Genomic DNA, 18,881 nt, shown 5'->3' on the forward strand with positions numbered 1-18,881 from the left:
TCGGCTTTGAACAGGTCTAATACCTGCAAACGCTTCTGCAAGCGCTTGCAGCATCGTAGCCTTTGCTCGGACATGTCGGCCAGACAGGGTGTGTTAAGAAGCGGTGAAGCCATCCGGCACCGAGGAACGGAGACGCAGTGGCGGGACTAGAGGACGTGGCCCGGATCGCCGGTGTGTCGGCCTCGACGGTGTCACGGGCCATGAGCCGGCCCGGCATGGTGGCGCCCACCACTCTGGAACGGGTGCGCACCGCCGCGGAACAGGCGGGGTTTCGGGCCAACCCGGCTGCGCGGGCACTGACCACCGGACGCACCGGATTCCTGGCGATGCTCGTTCCCAGCATCGACAACCCCTTCTACGCGGGCAGCATCGCCGGTGCACAGGCCGCGGCCGAGGCGAGCGGCCGATGGCTGATCATCGCGGTGACCGACGGCAGCGCCGAGCGCGAGGCCGCCGCGCTGCGCGACCTGGAGAGCCAGGTGGACGGCTTCGTCCTGTTGATGCCGCTCGCCGGGGCAGGGGAACTGAAGCGGGTGCACGAGCGCAAACCGGTGGTCGTCATCAACCGCAAAGTGCCCGGCCTGACCTCGTTCACCGTGGACACCCCGGGCGGCCTGGCCCGGATCTACGACCGGCTGGTCGAACTCGGCCACACCCGGGTCGCCTATCTCGCGGGACCGCCGGGTTCGTGGATGGACCGGCGTCGGCGCCAGGTCCTGTCCGAGCACTCCGACCGTCCCGGCCTGAGCGTACGGGTCCTGGGGCCCATGCCCCCGGAGTTCAGCGAGGGCGCCTCCCACGCCGACGCCGTCCTGGACTCCGGCTGCACAGCAGCCCTGGCCTACAACAGCTCGGTCCTGCTGGGCCTCGTCTTCGAACTGGGACGCCGCGGGGTACGGGTGCCCGACGACCTCAGTGTGGCCGCCGCCGACGACATGGCCTTCGCCGACCTCCCCGGTTCCCCGTTGACCGCGGTCGGCGTACCGGTGGCCGACCTCGGCCGGCGGGCGGTGGCGGCACTGGACGACCTCATCGGCGCCGCCCCGGGCAGTCCACGACCGGCCAGCCGGATGCTGTCCACCACGGTCCGGCTGACCGGGTCGTTGGCCGCGCCGCGCCTGCGGCGGGTGCGCTCCGCCGGGTCAACGGCGCCCGAACAGGAAGCGCACCATCCCTCTTCGCAGCGGGAGCTCGGCTCCGGTGAAGACGCGTAGTTCCCCACGGTGGGCGGGAAGCCGGTGGGCCTCCAGCAACGTGTGCAGGCCGGGCGCGCAGTCCCACTTCGCAGCGGACAGTCCGGCGATGGCCGACAGCACCGTTCGCTGGTCGTCGGTGAGACTGCTGTAGGGCGACGGCGCCCAGGAGGTCGCACCGGGCCGACCGAAGACCGCGGCCAACAGGCTCTCGGCGGCCGGTTCGACGTCCCAGTTGCGGGCGAAGAAATCGGTGCAGGCGGCAATACGTGCCTTATCCAGAGCGGGGCCCATCCCGGACAGGGCCAGCCAACCCAGTTCCTCGGCGCTGGAGTCGGCGAAGGAGGGCCAGCCCCGCCACAACCGCGCGTCCTCGGTCGGCAGGCGGGTTCCGATCACCCGCAGGGCCTTGTCGGGAATCTCGGCACCACGCATGCAGCCCAGCGCGAGGGCCGCGGCGAAGTCCGCATCGTCGGTGGCGTCCAGCAACAGCACCAGGTGACGGGCCGTGGCGACGTCGTCGGGGCGGGCGACCCTGCCCAGGGCGTAGACCGCGGAGCGCAGAGGGGCGGCCGTCCCGGGCTCGCACACCCGGCGCAGCGGGCCCACCAGCGTCCCGGCGTCCTCACCGAACCACGACAGAACCCAGGCGGCCAGGTCGGCAACCCGGTGGCCGGCGAACTCCCCCCGCTCCTCCAGCAGCGGGAACAAGCCGGGCAGTAGCGGCCGCAGCGCCTCGTGGGCAGCCAGCTCGGCTCTGAGGATTTCGGGCCCGCGCTCCAGAGCCAACGCGTCCAGCCGGGTGTGTGCGATGCGACGGGCCTGCTCGTCCTGGGCCGCCGCCAGCCACGCACGGTAGTGCTCCCGGGCCCTGTCCGCCCCGACCTGGGCGATCCACGCCATCTCGTCACGCCACAACAGCGGGTCGCGCCGCCGCGGAAGGTGGTCGGCGGGGGCGGTGTCGAGGAGCTCGTGCAGGCACAGCAGCGCGGCGAACCGACCCGGAACTCCTGGGTCGGCGGCCATCCGGGCGAGAACCGGTGCCAGCCCCGGAGCAGCGGTGAAATACGGGCCGGGGAAGGACAGCAGGAGCTCGAAGTCGCCGATGACATGGCTGTCCTCGTCGGCGACGGCGACCTCCTCCAGCATCCGCGGGATCTGCTCGCCCGAGCCGGGGGCGAGCGCCTCCCAGTCGACGTCGGCGGCTTCTGGGGCGTGGGAGTTGCCGGAATGCTCTGGCATGGGGCCATTATCCGCGGGACGGGTCCGCGCGGCCCGGCTGTCGGGAGTGGTGGCCGGTTCGGGCCACTGGCCCGTTGTCCACCGGGAGGAGGCATGGCGACCGCGCCGGTTCGCCTACAGTCGTGCGGATTTGGTTGATTCGAGCGAAACCGGAGGCCCCATGGACGGCGCGGTTCTCGGCCTGTTGACAGCACTCACCGGTATCGCCGGCACCCTGGCTTCGGCCTTCATGGTCCAGCGCGGAGCGGAGCGGAGCAAAGCCCGCGAACTCGAGCACGCCGAACGCATGCGGGCGGAGGAGCGTCGGCACGCCGACGAGCGGACCGCGCTCGACACAAGGCGATCGTGCTATGTCGCTCTCAACACCGCGGCCAGGTATTACCACATCGTCCTGACCGACTGTCGTCACGCGCTCCAGGCAGATCTCATGACCGAGGAGCTCCGGTCACGGCTCGACGAGGCACGCGTCGACCACAGGGCGCAGCACGCCGAAGCGCAGATGGTGCTCCCCGACACCGTTCTGGGAGCGGCAGGGGGCGTCAACCGCGGTTTGAACTCGGTGTACGGAATCGTGAAGCGCCTGGACTCCGGCTCTCACCCAGCGGGGGAATCAGTCCTCGACGTCGAACACGGACTGAGCGGCGCGTGGGGGCACTTGGTGGCCATGCGCACCGTGATGCGCGCCGACCTGGGCATTTCGGAGAGCGGCGGCAAACCTGCCGACGAGGTTGTTCAAAGAGAGGCCGACTCCTCCACTTCTCCTGAGCCTCCCCGGTAGGCCTCGGCCTGGATCGAGTACAGCTCCGCGTACAGGCCGTGCACGGACATGAGCTGATCGTGGGTGCCCTCCTCGACCACACGACCCCGGTCGAGGACGTAGACGCGGTCGGCCATGCGCACGCTCGCCAGGCGGTGGGTGATGAGCACGACTGCGCTGCGAGTGCGCCGGGCGTGCTCGTGGATCGAGGCGAAGAGCCGCTGTTCGGCACGGGCGTCCAGAGCGGCGGTCGGCTCGTCGCAGATCAACAGGGGCGCGTCCCGGTAGAAGCCGCGAGCGGCGGCGACCCGCTGCCATTGCCCGCCGGAGAGCTCCTGCCCCTCGGCGAACCGGCGGTCCAGGAGGGTGTCCCAGCCGTGCGGCAGTTCGTCGACGATCTCCCGGGCGCCGGAGACCCTCGCCGCCTCGTCGAGCCGTCCGGGATCGTCGGGGCTGCTCATCGTGACGTTGCGGCGGGCGGAGAAGGGCCAGTGCGTGTGGTCCTGGGCGATGATCGCGATGCGCCCGCGCAGCGCGTGGGCGTCCACTCCGGCGAGGTCGGTCCCGTCCCAGCACACCCGGCCCCGGACAGGGGTGTAGAGGCCGGCCAGGAGCTTGGACAGGGTGGTCTTGCCCGACCCGTTCTCCCCGACCAGCGCGATCGTCTCGCCGCGCCCCACACGCAGGCTCACTCCGTCCAGGGCGTGGTCGTCCTTGCCCGGGTAGCCGAACACCACGTCCTCGACGGTGATCGACTCGACCGCGTCGGGCGGGGCGGCGAGGCCGCTCGGTGGCAGCCACGCCTTCGCGCGGTCGCAGAAGTCCAGGAAGTCACGGAAGTACAGTCCCGACTCGTAAGCGCTGTTGACGGCCATGAGGGTGGTCGCGAGCGCGGACTGGCCGGTGCGAATCGCGATGACCGCCGCTCCGGCGACCGCCAGCGGCATCATGTCGTTGACCAGCAGCAGGCCCAGGACAACGTAGGTGAGCAGGGTGGCCGTGCCGCCCAGGGCCTCCCCGGCCAGGCGCACCAGCGCCTGGCGGCGGGCGAGGACGAGCTGCACGTCGCGCTCGTGGCCGGCGATCGCGTCGAACTCCGCCAGGAGCGGACCGCGCATCGTGAAGGAACGGACCTCGGCGCAGGAGGCGCGCGAGGTCATCAGGTCGTCGAGCATCCCCTTGCGGCGGCGGCTCTCGGTGATCGCGAGGATCCAGGCATAGCGCATCCGCGCCGCAAGGGACGCGGCCCACCCCTCGGGCAGGACGGTGAGCAACAGGAGCGGGATGAGCAGCGGGTGCAGTATGCCCAGCACACCAGCTGCGGCGATGATCCCGATCAGCCCGGTGAGGATGTCGATGGAGTAGGTGACGACCCGCTTGGCCTCGTCCGCCCCGCGGATCGTGGCGCGAAACATCCGGTCGTGGAAGTCGTTGTCGTCGAAGGCCAGGACCCGGACTCCGGTGGCGAGTTCGGCCAGGCGCAGCTCCGAGACCCGTTCCACCTGCGGCTCCAATCTGGCCTGGGCCCAGCCGGCCGCGGCCGAGAGCGCCCCGCGCATGAGCGCGGCCCCACCCACCACCGCCAGGGCGGGCAGCGCGGCCAGGACCCGGTCGGTGGTCGGGCCCGCGGTCAACAGCTCTTCCAGGACGCCCGCCGTACCCACCAGGACCACGGCGGTGAAGACACCGGCGGCCACGTTGAACACCGCGGTGGCCAGCAGGTCGCGGGGGGACGCCCGCCACGCCAGGCCGACGGCCTGGGCCAGCAGGCCGGGAAGCCGCCAGGCCACGCTCCGCCAACCGGCCTGGGCCGCCTCCTCCTCGTAGCGGCGCCATTTGGGCGGCGCCAGCGGGGGCAGCGTCAACCCGGTGGCCGCGCCCGCCCGCCCCTCCTCATCCTTGGTCGCCTTCACTCGCACGTGCGCCTCCAGCGTGGTCGGGGATCGCCCCGATCATCACCGAGGACAGCGGTGGAACGCACCGGGCTGTCCGCCTCCGGCCGTGTTGCGGCCACGCCGAATCACCCGGATCACCACCGGGTATGCACCTCGGCCACGTGTCCGGACCCCACACGGTACGGTGCTGCCGGTCCGCACTCTCCCCCCGCGGACCGGCCGTGAGCGGCCCCGCCGAAACCGTCGACGGAGCCGCACTCAGGGCAGTTGGCCGACGTAGGCCAACGCCTGACGCAACAGCACCCCCTGGCCGCCGGTCATCTCCGCCTGGACCTCGGGGCTGGCGGCCTCCTCGACGCTGAACCAGACCAGGTCCAGCGCGTCCTGACGGGGCTGGCAGTCGCCCGCCACCGGCACGACGTAGGCCAGCGACACCGCGTGCTGGCGGGGATCGTGGAACTTCGTCACCCCCGGCGTCGGGAAGTACTCGGCGATGGTGAACGGCTGCGGCGAGACGGGGATCTGCGGGAGCGCCATCGGACCGAGGTCCTTCTCCAGATGGCGCAGCAGGGCGTCCCGGATGCGCTCGTGGTAGAGCACCCGGCCCGAGACCAGCGCACGGCTGATCGACCCGTCGGGCGCCACGCGCAACAGCAGGCCGACGTGGGTCACCGCCCCCGAGTCGTCGGTGCGCACCGGTACCGCGTCGACATAGAGGATCGGCAGCCGCCCGCGGACCGCTTCGAGCTCGTCACGGGAGAACCACTCGGGCGTGGTGTCGGTCGTTTCGGTCATTTGGCCGTTGTACCCCATGAGGCTGTTGTGGCACCTACGGGCCCCTATCGGTTCGTACCGGGAGGTTGATCTGCGTCACGCCGGAGCAGGCGGGAAGGCGGGCGATGGTGCCGCCTGGACGTCCGGTTCGGCGGCTGGGACGGGACTTCGGGCGCAGGCCCGGCACGAAGGGAGCAGCAGCCGCCGGTGCGGGCCGACCGTGTCACCGGCCTCCCGCGTGGAAGTGCTCGCCCGCCCCGTCCGATGCCCCTGCCGGCTGACACGAATCGAACGGTCGGGCCACGCTGTGCCCGACCGTCGACCGACCCGCTCGCCGCATTGCCCCGGCCGGACAACGGGCGACACACGGCCGCCCCGTACCGGAGCCGCCAGGACAGCCCTTTCATTCCCACCAGTCACTCCCGCCCCGTCGGCACCAAAAAGCCGTCGATTCACCAGGAAAACGAGAATCAAGCGGCAACGGCCAACGATTGTCCGGCCGCCGGTCCACGGAGAAGAATTTTCTCCATGGCGAAGAAAAGAAAAAAGAGCGCCCTTTGGCGCTATTGGGGATATCTGCCCTTCACCGGTGCACTGCTGGGCTGGCTCAACCCCGAGATCGGCCCGGCCGTGGTCATGGGGCTGGCCGCTGTCTCGACCGTCTATTTCCTCTTCCAGGCCCCGACCCCCTGCGGCGCACCCAATCGGAAGGCCGGCCAGAGCTGCCGCAACAACGCGTCGGGGCTCCTGCTCGGCTGCTACCTCCAGGACCACAAGTGGCGCAGGGCGGGAATGCTGGCGCACCGCCACCGGTGGGCGGAACTCGCGGCGTCCTTCGGCGGAGGATGGCGAACCGCGCTGCCCGTCCTCGCCGAGACGGCGACGGTCGTCTCCGGCATCTCGGCTGCCATCGTCTACTTCGTGCCCCAAGCAAAATAATCGGTTTCGCGTATTCGGGCTCCACGGGCGGCAATGATTGCGAAGGGCGCGAAGAACTGCTTACGGGGAGCCTTTTCACTGTTCAACCGGAAAACCACACGGCGAGGAATGACAATGAGCGACGAAACCAGTTCCTTCGGCACCGAACTCCGCCGGCAGCGCGTCGCGGCGGGGCTGTCCCTTTCCGGGCTCGCCGAGGCCACGCACTACAGCAAGAGCCACCTCAGCAAGGTGGAGACCGGCCGCAAAGCTCCTTCCGGCCCTCTGGCCCGGGCCTGTGACACGGCACTGGGCGCCGGAGGGCGGTTGACAGCCCTGGTCGAGACATCCGGGCGGCGGGCCGCCCCGTCCTCGCCCGAGCCCCCCGGGCACGGCGGACCGTGGACGGCGACGCACGGATTCCCGGCGGCCTCCCTTCCGGGCGCGGCTGCCATCGGCGCGCAGGCGCTACTGGGAACGGGACTGACGGGGAGGGGCCGCGAGCCGTCCTTGCACTCGGCCGACACGCTCAGGGTGTACCGCACGATGTTCGACCACCTTCGGCTCCTCGGCCAGCAGACCAGTCCCGCCACGGTGCTGCCCAGCGTCGTCGCACAGACGCACGCGCTCTCCCTCCTCGCCAAGAACTCCGGCCCCGAGTTGGGCACGGCCGCCCTCATGCTCGCCGCCAGGCACGCCGAGTACAGCGGGTGGATGGCCCAGGAGGCGGGCGACGATCCCGCGGCACTGTGGTGGACCGACCAGGCGGTGGAGATGGCGACGGCATCGGGTGACGGCCGACTGCACGCCTACGCCCTCATCAGGCGCGCCTGCATCGCCATGTACGCCCACGACGGGCTGACGACCATCGAACTGGGGCGGCGCGCGCGGGCCGCCGCCACAGCATCGCCCCGGGTGCGGGCCATAGCCGCCGAACGAGAAGCGCAGGGCCACGCACTGGTGGGCGACTATGACAGCTGCCGACGTGCACTGGACCACGCGGCCACGGCCGCAGAAGAGGATACCGGGGAGGAGGAAGACGCCCCGGTCCTCGGATCATCGACGGTGCGCAACCGGCTCTCCGTCGTCACCGGCTGGTGCATGTACGACGTGGGGCGCCCGGCAGAAGCCGCAGCCGTACTGGAACCGGCCCTGGACCAGATCCCGATGGGCGCGGTACGCGCACGGACCAGGTTCGGAATGCGACTGGCCCTGGCCCACGCGGGGAGCGGCAGCATCGACCGTGCCTGCGATCTGGCCCACGGGCTGCTCGACGGGGTGGACGCGATCGACTCGGCGACCGTCGCACACGACGTGCGGCAGCTCTCCCGTACCCTCGCCCGCTGGCACACCGATCCGGCGGTGCGGGGGCTCACGCCACGCCTGGCGCGGGCCCTGAACCGGTCGCCCAGGTGAAGCCGTGGGGCGGGGATCGCTCCCCGCCCCACCGTCCGCGGCTAGACGGAAGGGCCGGGTTCCCTGGGATTGTCCCGCCCGGGTTGCTCCGGAACGCTCCCGCTGTCCGGAGCATCGACCGCTGTGTCGTCCTCGTCGTCAACGGCATCGAAAAGGCCGGGCTCTTGTTCGGTGGAAAGTTCGGCCGCCTGGTATTTCTCGCGGAGCTGCCTGGCGAGGTCGGGCTGCCCGTAGACGCTCAACAGACCGGCGAACCGGTCGGTGAAGCCGTCCCGGTCCATCTCGTCCCCGTCTGCCCCGACCTTGTCGACGATCGCGCTGGCGTGGTCCATAACGCTCCAGGACACCCGGGGCGCCTCCTCCCGCGCCAACCACGCGGGGACCGACGCGTCGGCGGGCGACCAGTCCGGGTGCTCCCGCACCGCGTTTGCGCGGAACTCCTCCAGTCGCGCCGAACTGTTCGCGGCAGCCGAGAGTTCACCGAGGATGTCGACCATCTTCACGGTCTCCTCGACCTTCGAGGGGTCCTTGGCGAACCACCACGCGACCGCGTTCTCCTGAGAGGCCAGGACATCACCGCCGTAGTAGGCGCGCTGATCGCGCTCGTGCTCGCGCGTGTGCTTCCAGACGTCGCGTTCCTTGCGGACATCGGCAAACCAGCGCAGCCGCTCGACGTCCCTCTCCGGAAGGACGAGAGCGACATTCTCCGCCCATGCCTCGCACTGGCCGCGGGAGTCGCCCGCCGGCTCACCGAGCAGGGCGGCGAGGCGACGTTCGGCCAGCTCCGGCAGATCGGGCGACAGCGTGGCCGCGAGCTGCGCGGCGCGGCCGAGGACCAGTTCGGCGGCGAGCGCCGCCAGGTTCCGGTGGGCATCCCCCGGAGCAATGCGTTCCTTGTGACAGACGGTCGCCGAGAAGACGAAGACGTAGTCCTCCTGCGCGCTGGGCAGACCGATCTCCCTCATCTGCTTCCGGTGCACCGGATCGGGCTCCGGCAGCGAAACAGCGACGGGGACCGCCTCCACCGGCTCCGGCTCGATATCGAATTGACTCCGCGGTTCCATGTCCGGATCGCCGAGAACCCCGGTTGCCACGACGGTGAGGCCGATCACGACCAGGGCGATCGGGGCCCAGAGCAGGGTCCACCAGGCGAGGAAGAACGCCATGACCAGAGGGACGAGTACGGCGCTGAGCGCCAGCACCACCAGTCCGACCATTTTCTTCGTTTCCATGTCAACCCACCTCCGCGTTCTCGCGCGCGCTGCTCGTGGGCAGCGGCGCCAATCCCTGCGCCCTGTCGACGCGCTCGATCAGTTCGGCCACGGCGCGGACCCGCTCGCCCTTGTTCGAGTGTTCCGAGGCCAGCGCCCAGCGGCGCGCGACGGCATAGAGGCGGTTGACACGCTCCGCCTCCTGGCCGGCTTCGACGAGTACGTCGAGGAGAAGGCCCGCCGCGCCGTCGGCGGCGCACGCCTCCAGGAAGCGTTCGGTGTAGTGGCGCAAAGCCTCGTCGTCACCCAACGCCGCGGCGATCCCTCTGACCGCATCGGCGCGGACCCGCTGCTCGGTGGCAAACGGGCCGCCTCTGCCCCGGGCGAGCATCCGATCGGGCCGGGTCAACGGCACCAACAGTTCGAGGTCGGCCTGCCGGTGCGCACCGTCGATCGCGGCGGCGATCCGGTTGAGCAGCAGGCGGTACAGGCCCGGTTTCTCCGTGAGCTCCAGGAGCGCGGACACCGCCGACTCCCGGACCTTTGGGTCTTTGTTCCTGGCAAGGTGGTGAAGTCGCACCAGCGCTTCGTCGGGCCAGCGAGAAGCGATCGCGTCCGCCGAGACACCGATAAGGACTTGGGCCAGCTCCGGAGCGAGTGCTTTCTCTGTGGCCCAGGCGTAAACCCGGCGACGCGCGGCCCAACCCGCTTCGGAGTCGGTGAGAAGTCTGGCTAATACGTGGGCGGCCTGTGGAGCAAGGGACTGGCCCCGTCCCTGGCCGACGGCCCAACGCCTTACTTGACCGAAGAGGTCGTCGAGAAATCCGAGACGCAGACATTGGCCGGCGAAACGTTCCGCCACCGCGTCACGATCGGTGGGTGTCAGGCGAGCAACACGTATACACCGATCCACCCACCGTTGGAACACCGGTGTGAGGTCGGGATGACCGTCCCAAAAGCATTCCAGGACAGCCTCGGCGTAACCGAGCCGGGTGAACTCCACGGTCCGATCCGACCGTATCCGTACGTCGAGCGCCACGAGCTGATCAGGAAACAGCCGCCGCTCCAGCGGCGGGGTGTCCGGTACCGGTGTTCGAAGAAATCCCATCAACTCGTGTGCGGCCGCGAAGACCGTCTCGATGTTGCCGCCGTTGAGTAACGCCGCCGACAACAGCACCGCGCGTTCCCAGCTGCTGGCCAGGCCGGCGATCGCCCTTGCTGCCTCCCCTCTGCGTTCGGACAGCGCGTCCAACGCGTCGGTGAGCCAACCCTTGGTTCCGGCATTTGGTGCGGCCAGGCAGGCATCGTGAACGAGGCGCGCCAGGTGCGCTACCTCGCCGAGCCGGGCCTCAACCGCCCACTTGGCGACCGGGTGGGATCTCAGCTGTCCGCTGTCGAAGTCGGTGCCGTGGCTGCGCAGATGGCGTTCCAGCACTCGAACCCCGTCCGGGCGCCCCAACCGGGCCACCAGGTGACGGAACTCGTCGGCCACCTCGTAGTCCTGATCATGGGGGATCACGACGACGAGGTAGGCGTCATTGACCCGCAGAGCGTCACGATAGGTCTCCAACCGCGGCTGGATCCCGGAAAATGCGCCCTGCTGATCGCCTGACAAATCGAGCAGGAGGCGGTCGCCCTGACGCAGGGTCTCCGTGTCGAGGACACGCTCCGGCTCGGCAAATCCTGCGGCGCTGTCCTCGGGGAGTTCCCGGAACCCGGCGTCGGAATCGCCTACCGACTCCAGCAGCACCACCGCCGCGGTACGCCGACCGCTTCCGGGTGTTCCGGAGAGGACGACCAAGCGATTCTTCAACAGGATCGAGCGCGCTGTGAGATAGCCGGCAGGTGCGACGAAGTAGGTACTACTGCGGTAACGCTGATCCTGGGTGATCAGACGCAGAGGTTTGTTCCTGCGTACCCGACCATTGACTTCCCTGTAGGAACCACTCAGGCCCAGGAGCTGGAAGGTGTTGTACTGGTCGCCGCTGCCGGTGTGCGCTGGGCCGTCGACCGCCCCGACGGAGGTCATGACGCTCTCGTAGAGCTGCCTGTCGGGGCCGGTCCCGTCTTCGGTCTGCTCAGTGCTCACCGCGTACCGCCGTCGCGCGGCTGCGGGGCGGAAGCGTGGTGCATGCCCCCGTGGTTGTCGCCGGCCACGTAGTTGACGCCACCGCTCCCGGTGAACTGCGGACCGTTCACCTGCGTTCCGCTTCCGGTGTGCAGGGGGCCGTTCGCGGTACCGATGACGGTGCCGTGGTTGATCCCCACATCACCGGTGCCGCCCGAGCGGTTGTCGATCGAGTCGCGCCCCTGTTTCCCGCTTCCGTGCAGGTCGCGGATCGTGTTCCGATCACCGCGGCCGTCGGATCCGCTATCGGTGCCAGAACTGCAGTCCACCAGGCCCGGTACCGCCTCGGCGACCTTCTCCACGAGCCGTTCGATGTCGGCGTCGGCGTTGCGGTGGCTGAACCTGACGTACTGGCATTTCCTCAACGGCTCCAGGTCCTCGGGGAGGCCGTGTCTCGGCAGGCGCTGCTGCGCACCGATGAACACCGGGACCACCCGGATCCCGTAGGCGAACGCCTCGACGATCTCCCGTCGCGTCCAGTCGCCGGGGTCGTCGAGGGCTCGGCCCCCACGGCCGTCGCCCGCGTCGAACCAGGCCGGACCGATGACGGCCAGCAGCAGATCGCTGCGGCGCACAGCGTTCAGGAGCTCACGCTCGAAATCGTCTCCCGGCCGGATCGACTTGCTGGCGCGAAAGATCTCCCGGGTGCCGAAACGGTGGGAAAGCTCCCGGTCGATGAGGGTGGCGCTGGCCTCCTCGTCCCCGGTCCGGTAGTTGATGAACACTCGGGACACAGCGGTCCCTCCTCTTCTTCGTCGAGACTGCCCGCGGTGGGGCCGGTCCGGCGTGCCCGGGCCTTCCCACCCAACGACACCCGTGGAACAGCAGAGCCCCGGTGAAACCGTTGTCGGAAAAGCTGCGGTCTTTCAGGCACGGCAATGGCTTTCGGAAGCGGCTCGCGTTGCGGGGAAACGGTCCGCACGCCGTCGGGTCTCACGTTGACAGAAATTGGGAGAAGCACGAACCGGTTTCCCGCACCCTTGTCGATGGCCAACAGGAAACCGCGAAAATCTCCGACTCGATCAACGCATCCCTTCTATATTCACCATTCAGGAAGCACGAAAGTATCTCTGAATCCAGACGAAACGCCCGAAGGCCGCACAGGACGGCGGACGGTCGCCCGTGAACAGGACGGACGCTTCGCAAACGCTCCCTCGAACGGACCGGAACATCCTTGATTCTTCTCCCCGATCCGGTCAATTTTTTCCTCCCACCGACCAGACTCAACGATCGCAAAAGAAACGCTCACTCAAGCAACGATAAAGCACCGAAAAGAAGCCAAGAAAGTCGAGCTACTGATGAATCCCCCTCTTTTTTCCACAAGGCGTTCTCCCACCCCCCATCAGACACGTCGACACGACGAGGTGACGCCGCTGCTGTGCGCGACGGCCTTCGCCCGCCCGGACCGGCTCTCGAAAGCGGCCAAGTGGTCGCGTGAACAGGCGCTGCACGCCGCGGAGAAAGTGGGGGACAGGATGCGCGGCAGGTACCGCCTGTTCGCCGTCCTGCGCCCCAAACCGGAACCGGAATTCTCTGTCGGCGACGAACGGACCCGCGACCCCGGGGTCGTGATCGGCGACGCCTACGCTCGGTGGGTCCTGCGCCGGGTGGCGGGGGCCGATCGCCCGGTGCCCGTCATCGGGTTCGACCAGGCCGAGGTGGTCGACGCCTGCCGTCACGGCGCAGCGCTCGGCCGGCAACGCCGACTGTTGATCACGTGTGTTCCGGTCCTGTGCTCAATTGCCCCGGCCGTCGGTGCACTCACCCTTCCCTGGACCGGTGCCGTCCTCCTCGTACTGCTGTGGGCCGTGTTCTTCTCCGACCGGGTCCGGGCCCAGTACGCGGCGCACACCCTGCTGAAGGACTTCGGTTCACGTACTCCGGCGGTTCTCGGTCCGCCCCCGGACAACGGGGTGTCGGCGCTTCCCTACGCGCTGGAGAAGAAGGACAACGGCTACCGGCGGGAGAGCCGGTTCGTCGGCGCCGGCCTGGAGGTGTGGCGGCCGTCGACCATCGCCGTCGACGTCACGAAAGGGCTCCGGGGCCCCAGCCCGCACGACCCCCGCTCCGAGTACACCGAATCCGCGCTCACCGCACTGCTCGACCGGTTCTCCGGCGGCACGACGCTGGAGCCCAAGGATTTCACCCTCACCGAGCTGTACGAGCACGTGGCCCGTGACCTCGCCCGCACGGTGGCCTCCCCGGACAACCCCGCCGACCATCGGGGCGTGGACGTCATCGGCATCTGGGGAACATCCCACGCCGCGTGGGGGGACATCGACGACACGGCCTGGGACGACATGCCCCCGGTGACGGAAGGGCTCGCCCCCGGAGACACCGCCCCCGACAGCAGGCTGGCCCGCCCCTATCTGTGGGCACGCGTCACCAGTTGGTCGGGCTCCCTCACCGTCTCGGTCCTCGTGCGTTTCGTGCGCCGGGAAGAGTACGTGCGCGTCGTGGTGATCCCACAGGTGGTGGCGCCTGTCGTCGACGAGGTCTCCGCCCCGGACGCCGGTTCCCCGTCGCGGCTGCCGTGGCTGGTGACCGCGGCCGCGCAGGCCATTGGAGACGTGGTTGCGCTGGGCGGCGGCCTGGTCGTCCGGCGACCGCCCAGCGCCCCGGAGATCGACTCCGGGTCCGGGCCCGTGAGTCTGCGCGAGGCGTACAGCAAGCGCCGGGTCGAGGACATGCACATGAAGGACGACACCGACTTCCAGGCCGCGACGCTCCAGCGAAGGGTCTTCGCGTCAGTGGACCGGTTCCTTCAGGAGCACGACATCGACGTCGAGGACTACCGGCAGGCGACGACGAACGCGATCGTCAACTTCGGGGTGATCGGCGACAAATTCACCGGACCCGTGCAGAACAACGCGATGGGCGACAACAACACCCAGCACAACCAGCAGGGAGAGGCCGCGTGAAGCGACACCTCGGAGGGGTCGGCGTCAACCACGGCGTGGTGGCCGGCACCGTCAACGGCGCCGTGCAGAACAACCCGTTCGCGCATGGAAGCACCCAGGTCAACCAGGCGGCCGGCGATCCGGCCGCGATCCTGACGGCTGCCCGCACGCAGGCCGGGCACGTTCGCGACGCACTGCGCCGACTGGCCGCGGACGGCGACCGCGACGCCTGCCTGGCCCTCGACGATCTCGCGGAGGTGACGGCCCGGCTCACCCCGCCCGTGACCGACCACGGGGCGCTGCACGCGGGACTCGACCGGCTCGTGCGGCGGTGCGCCGTACTGCCGACCGGGGTCGATGCCCTCGGACCGCTGCGGGAGGCGGTGGAGGCGGCCGTGCAGGGGTGACGGGCAGACGGCGGACGGCTCTCCCCCGACCGTTGGCCTCGCCCCGGTTTCCTGCCCGTCCTGGAACGACCGCTCGTTGTCCGCTTGCCCGGGCCGGCCTTCAAGGCATCGGTGACCTGGGGAACCGTTTTTGCGACCGGGCGGCACGATCACAGCCGCCATCATGGCGTGGTCGGAGCAGGTCCCAGGTTCAGCGGGCCGTCGGGCCGACCCGACCGCGTCGATGTCGCGTTCTTGGAGCCGCGGCAGGAGACCGCGGATACGGGCGTCAGCTTCTTCCCGAACACCGCCTTCATCAAATTTGATGATGAGACCCAGTTCTGATTCACACCACTCCGTTTAGTTGTCAATCAGCGACGAAGCACTCACGCTGAGCTCAAAAATCGCCCGGCCCGAGACTCACTGAACCCCCTCAAAACACACAAAAGCAATAGGCCGCATTCTGGCAGCTTCGGTGCCCTCATCGGGCGAGAACAGCGGGGAAAGCCGGGCGCCGTCAGAACCGGGAGTCGCGGGCGTAGGCCAGGCGCAACCGGCGGGCGACGTTGCGTGCCCCCGCCGCCCCTGGATGCGACGAGGGGTGGGACTGCCGGGGGCGCCCCGTCCCCTCGGCGGACACCGCTTCCGGGTCCGCCCCGCCGGGCGGGGCGCTCTCGGCGTGGGCGAAGGACAGGGTTGCCTGCGCGGGCGGGAGACCGCCCAGGGGCAGCGTCTCCTGCACGGTGTCCCAGGGCAGAACGGTGTCCCAGGGCAGGATGGTGGAGGGCGCGGCGGGTTCCGTGTCGTCCGGGTCAGCTTCGTCGGCTGCTCCGGTTTCGCGGTCGACGGCGTCCGGCGCCTCGGGGAAGGTCTGGCCGGGGGTGTGGACGTCGGTCGCGGTGGCGGCGACGAGCCGGTAGCGCGCCTCCTGCGGGGTGAGTCCGGCCGCGGCGACGAGCCCCAGTAGTTCGTCGGCCGTCTCGCTCAACGAGGGGCGCCGCGCCGGTTCGTGGTCCAGCATCCGGGCCAGCAGCGGGCGCAGCGCGGCGGGCGCCCCGGTGAGGTCGGGAGCGGTGTCCGGTGTGCCGATCTTGTAGATGAGGGCGATCTGGGTGGCCGCGCTGTAGGGGAACCGTCCGGTGACCGCGAAGTGCAGGCAGACACCGAGGGCGTAGACGTCGGCGGCCGGAGTGAGCTTTTCTCCGTTGACCTGCTCGGGGGCCATGCAGATGGGCGTTCCCACCGGTGCGCCCGTGTGGGTGAGTTTGGCCTTGCGCTCGGCGAGCACCGCCAGACCGAAGTCGATGATCGTCGGGCCGTCCGGAGCGAGCATGATGTTGGCCGGTTTGAGGTCGCGGTGCAGCATCTTCTCCTGGTGCAGCACCCGCAGCCCTTCCACGAGAAGCGCGCCGAGACTGGCCGCCAACTCGACCGTCAGCACCCCCCGCCGGTCGACCTGCTGTTGCAGGGACCTTCCGGGGACGTAGGCCATGGCGAGCCACGGCGTCCGGGCCAACGGATCGGCGTCGATCAGTCCGGCGACGTTGGGCCCGTAGACCTTCTTCATCGCCTCGACCTCCTGCGCGAACCGCGCACGGATCTTGTCCCCGCCGAGACCGTCCCTGATGACCTTGATCGCCACCAGCTGCCCGGCGGGCGACTCCCCGAAGTAGACCTGCCCCATGCCACCGGTTCCGAGCCGGCCCCGCAGCGTGAAGCGCCCGATGGCCGTCGGATCGTCGGGGGCGAGATCGAGGAAGGTCATGGTCTCCAGCCTTGCGGTCCGGTGGGGCGACCGCGTCGTCGGGCCGCGCGGGCGCGGCGCACGCCCAGGGCATTCCTACCAGAGGCGCAAAGCGGGTGCGGCCCGTCGCGGCCGCATCGGGCCGCCCGGCCCTTCGGCGCCCGGCCAGGGCACCGCACCTCTACCGCACGTCCGCGTCGAGCGCCTCCGCGCGCTCCCTGAGGTCGGCGCCCTGTTCGTCGCCGAGGTCGTCCAGGAGTTCCACGGCCGCCCGCAGGTGTCCGCGCGCCTCATCGGTGCGGCCGAGCCCGGCGCAGGCCTCGGCGGTGCCGATGAGCGCGCGGGCCTCGTTGCGGCGGTCACCGAAGGAACGGAAGGCCGAGAGGGAGTGGGCGAGGTGGTCCAGGACCTCGCCCCAGCGTTGGTCGGCGGCCAGGGCGCGGGCCATCGCGCAGCCGCCCCACGCCACGCTCCAGGCGTCGCCGACCTCGCGGAACAACCCGACGGCGCGCGCGTAGCCCGCGACCGCGCCGCCGGTGTCCGAGAGCGCGAGACGGCAGTCGCCCAAGGTGAGCAGCGCCATGCCCGCGCCCCGACGCTCCCCGCCCGACGCGAACACGTCGAGCGCGCGTTGCGCGATATGGGCCGCTTCGGCGTGGTCCCCGCGCTCGTGCAGCAGGACGGCGGTCTGGCGCAGCGCGAAACCCTCCACCCAGCGGTCCCCCGAACGCGCGCCGCCCTCGGCAGCCGCCCGGTAGTCCCCCAGGGCCTCCTCCGTACGTGTGAGCAGCCAGTTGACGTCGCCCAGGCCGAGCCGGTTGCAGGCCAGGCCGTGCTGGTCCCCGACCGCCTCGGCGGCGGTGACCCCCAGCAGGTGGACGTCGCGCCACTGGGTCCAGTGTCCGCGCATCTCGAAGAACCCGTACATGACGGCGGGGAGGCGCCAGGCGAGGTCGTGGAACCCGTTATCCAGGGCTGTGCGAACGGCGGCCACGAGGTTCTCGCGCTCCGTCTCGAACCAGTCCATGGCCTCGTCCACGCCGGCGAACCCGAGGGGGCACCAAGTCCCCTCGTTCTGCGGCAGCGGCACCCGGTGGAAGGCGGGCAGGATGACGCGGTGCCCGCCGTCCACGGTGCCCAGATACCAGACCAGGACGGCGCGCAGCGCCCTTTCGCGATCGTGTGGCTCCTCGTCCAGTTCGGCGCGCTCGGCCGCGTACAGACGCAGCAGGTCGTGCAGCCGGTAACGGTCGGCCGTGGTCTCGGTGACGAGGTGCACCCGCACCAGCCGGTCCAGCAGCCGTCCGGCCGTGGGCACGTCCACCTCGGCGAGCGCGGCGCAGGCGTGGACACCGGCCTCCGGCCCGGGGTGGAGGCCGAGCCGGCGGAACAGCCGCGCCGCGTCGGGGTCGAGGTCGCGGTAGGAGGCGGCGAAGACCGCGCGCACGTCACTCAACTCGTCGTCCTCCGTTCGCAGTGCGTCGAGCCGCCGCCGCTGGTCGTCGAGTTCGGCTGCGAAGCGGGCGAGCGAGCGACCGGGGCGGGCGGTGAGTCGCTCGGCGGTGATGCGCAGTGCCAGGGGCAGGAACGCGCAGTGCCGGGCGAGTCGGAGCGCCGCGTTCACATCGGCGTCGATTCGATCGGCCCCGGCCACGTGCCGCAGCAACGCGAGGGACTCCTCGGGGGAAAGGATGTCGAGCACCATTCGGCGAGCCCCTTCCCGTGTGACGAGACCGGCCAGACTGCTCCTGCTGGTGACGATCACCAGACATCCGGGCGAGGCCGGGAGTAGCGGACGGACCTGGTCGGCGCTGGCCGCGTTGTCGATGAGAACGAGAACGCGGCGCCCGGCCAGGAGCGACCGGTACAGCGCGGCACGACCACCGAGGTCGGCCGGTATCCGTTCGGGTGCCACGTCCAGACAGCGCAGGAGCGAGTCCAACGCCTGGGCGGCCTCGACCCGTGGCCCGGGACCGTAACCGCGCATGTCGATGTAGAGGTCGCCGCCGGTGAAGTGGGAGCGCGCGGTGTGCGCCCAGGAGACCGCGAGCGCTGTCTTGCCGACCCCCGGAGTGCCCGCGATGGCGGAGATGGCGGAACCGCGTGGCGCCTCGTTCCCACCCTCTCCCTCCTGCCGGACGAGCGCGTCGAGCAGGGCGATCTGAACACTGCGGTTGACGAACCCGCGGGTCGCGAGTGGAAGCTGTCGGGGTACCACGACCACGGATTCCGGTGCCCCCAGGTGGATCCCACCGTGGACGACTCCGGCCTGGACCACCGTCCCATCAGCGTCGCCGTGGATCGTGTTGTCGGTCAT

The 18,881-nt window shown here is 70.1% G+C and carries 14 protein-coding genes; 6 read left to right on the plus strand and 8 right to left on the minus strand.

From position 1 onward, the window contains the following. Nucleotides 1-137 precede the first annotated feature (137 nt). Nucleotides 138-1,214 carry a LacI family DNA-binding transcriptional regulator gene (locus tag QSJ59_RS04320; protein WP_285757366.1) on the plus strand — a complete coding sequence of 359 codons (1,077 nt, stop codon included), beginning with the start codon at nt 138-140 and terminating at the stop codon, nt 1,212-1,214. Here the strand turns inward: QSJ59_RS04320 and QSJ59_RS04325 are convergent. Further along, nucleotides 1,143-2,435 (minus strand): hypothetical protein, encoded by a 1,293-nt coding sequence (locus QSJ59_RS04325; RefSeq protein WP_285757367.1) that lies wholly within the window; start codon nt 2,433-2,435, stop codon nt 1,143-1,145. The genes QSJ59_RS04320 and QSJ59_RS04325 overlap by 72 nt on opposite strands. On the opposite strand from QSJ59_RS04325, the gene QSJ59_RS04330 reads away from it, so the two are divergent. Next, nucleotides 2,434-3,213 carry a hypothetical protein gene (locus QSJ59_RS04330; RefSeq protein ID WP_285757368.1) on the plus strand — a complete coding sequence of 260 codons (780 nt, stop codon included), beginning with the start codon at nt 2,434-2,436 and terminating at the stop codon, nt 3,211-3,213. The genes QSJ59_RS04325 and QSJ59_RS04330 overlap by 2 nt on opposite strands. On the opposite strand, the gene QSJ59_RS04335 is transcribed toward QSJ59_RS04330, so the two are convergent. Next, the gene (locus tag QSJ59_RS04335; RefSeq protein ID WP_285757369.1) at nt 3,168-5,111 is read right to left on the minus strand and encodes an ABC transporter ATP-binding protein; all 1,944 of its coding nucleotides are present in this window, start codon (nt 5,109-5,111) and stop codon (nt 3,168-3,170) included. The genes QSJ59_RS04330 and QSJ59_RS04335 overlap by 46 nt on opposite strands. Before the next feature lie 234 nt (nt 5,112-5,345). After that, nucleotides 5,346-5,882, minus strand: coding sequence for an NUDIX hydrolase family protein (locus QSJ59_RS04340; protein WP_285757370.1), 537 nt, complete (start codon nt 5,880-5,882; stop codon nt 5,346-5,348). Nucleotides 5,883-6,389: 507 nt separating this feature from the next. On the opposite strand from QSJ59_RS04340, the gene QSJ59_RS04345 reads away from it, so the two are divergent. Together QSJ59_RS04345 and QSJ59_RS04350 are read left to right on the plus strand one after the other, a co-directional pair. Next, nucleotides 6,390-6,800 carry a hypothetical protein gene (locus tag QSJ59_RS04345; protein ID WP_285757371.1) on the plus strand — a complete coding sequence of 137 codons (411 nt, stop codon included), beginning with the start codon at nt 6,390-6,392 and terminating at the stop codon, nt 6,798-6,800. 114 nt (nt 6,801-6,914) lie between these two features. Further along, entirely contained in the window at nt 6,915-8,195 is a 1,281-nt protein-coding gene (locus tag QSJ59_RS04350) for a helix-turn-helix domain-containing protein (protein ID WP_285757372.1), read from the plus strand. Nucleotides 8,196-8,236: 41 nt separating this feature from the next. Here the strand turns inward: QSJ59_RS04350 and QSJ59_RS04355 are convergent, their stop codons facing one another. From QSJ59_RS04355 to QSJ59_RS04365, 3 genes are read right to left on the minus strand one after another with little or no spacing between them, the layout of a single operon-like run. Further along, nucleotides 8,237-9,427, minus strand: a complete 1,191-nt coding sequence (locus QSJ59_RS04355; RefSeq protein ID WP_285757373.1) for a hypothetical protein — start codon at nt 9,425-9,427, stop codon at nt 8,237-8,239. 1 nt (nt 9,428) lies between these two features. Beyond that, complete coding sequence (locus tag QSJ59_RS04360) at nt 9,429-11,495, minus strand: hypothetical protein (protein ID WP_285757374.1); 2,067 nt, start codon at nt 11,493-11,495, stop codon at nt 9,429-9,431. Then, nucleotides 11,492-12,268, minus strand: a complete 777-nt coding sequence (locus tag QSJ59_RS04365; RefSeq protein WP_285757375.1) for a toll/interleukin-1 receptor domain-containing protein — start codon at nt 12,266-12,268, stop codon at nt 11,492-11,494. The genes QSJ59_RS04360 and QSJ59_RS04365 overlap by 4 nt, the downstream gene beginning before the upstream one ends. Before the next feature lie 630 nt (nt 12,269-12,898). Between QSJ59_RS04365 and QSJ59_RS04370 the strand changes: the two genes are divergently transcribed. After that, nucleotides 12,899-14,455, plus strand: coding sequence for an AbeC-like domain-containing protein (locus QSJ59_RS04370; protein ID WP_285757376.1), 1,557 nt, complete (start codon nt 12,899-12,901; stop codon nt 14,453-14,455). Continuing rightward, complete coding sequence (locus tag QSJ59_RS04375) at nt 14,452-14,841, plus strand: hypothetical protein (protein WP_285757377.1); 390 nt, start codon at nt 14,452-14,454, stop codon at nt 14,839-14,841. Before QSJ59_RS04370 ends, QSJ59_RS04375 begins: the two co-directional genes overlap by 4 nt. Nucleotides 14,842-15,337: 496 nt before the next feature. Here the strand turns inward: QSJ59_RS04375 and QSJ59_RS04380 are convergent, their stop codons facing one another. Next, nucleotides 15,338-16,585, minus strand: a complete 1,248-nt coding sequence (locus QSJ59_RS04380; RefSeq protein WP_285757378.1) for a serine/threonine-protein kinase — start codon at nt 16,583-16,585, stop codon at nt 15,338-15,340. A 160-nt stretch (nt 16,586-16,745) separates the two neighbouring features. Then, entirely contained in the window at nt 16,746-18,881 is a 2,136-nt protein-coding gene (locus QSJ59_RS04385) for an ATP-binding protein (protein ID WP_285757379.1), read from the minus strand.

It is taken from the genome of Nocardiopsis ansamitocini (assembly GCF_030268225.1).
Taxonomy (GTDB): Bacteria; Actinomycetota; Actinomycetes; order Streptosporangiales; family Streptosporangiaceae; genus Nocardiopsis_D; species Nocardiopsis_D ansamitocini.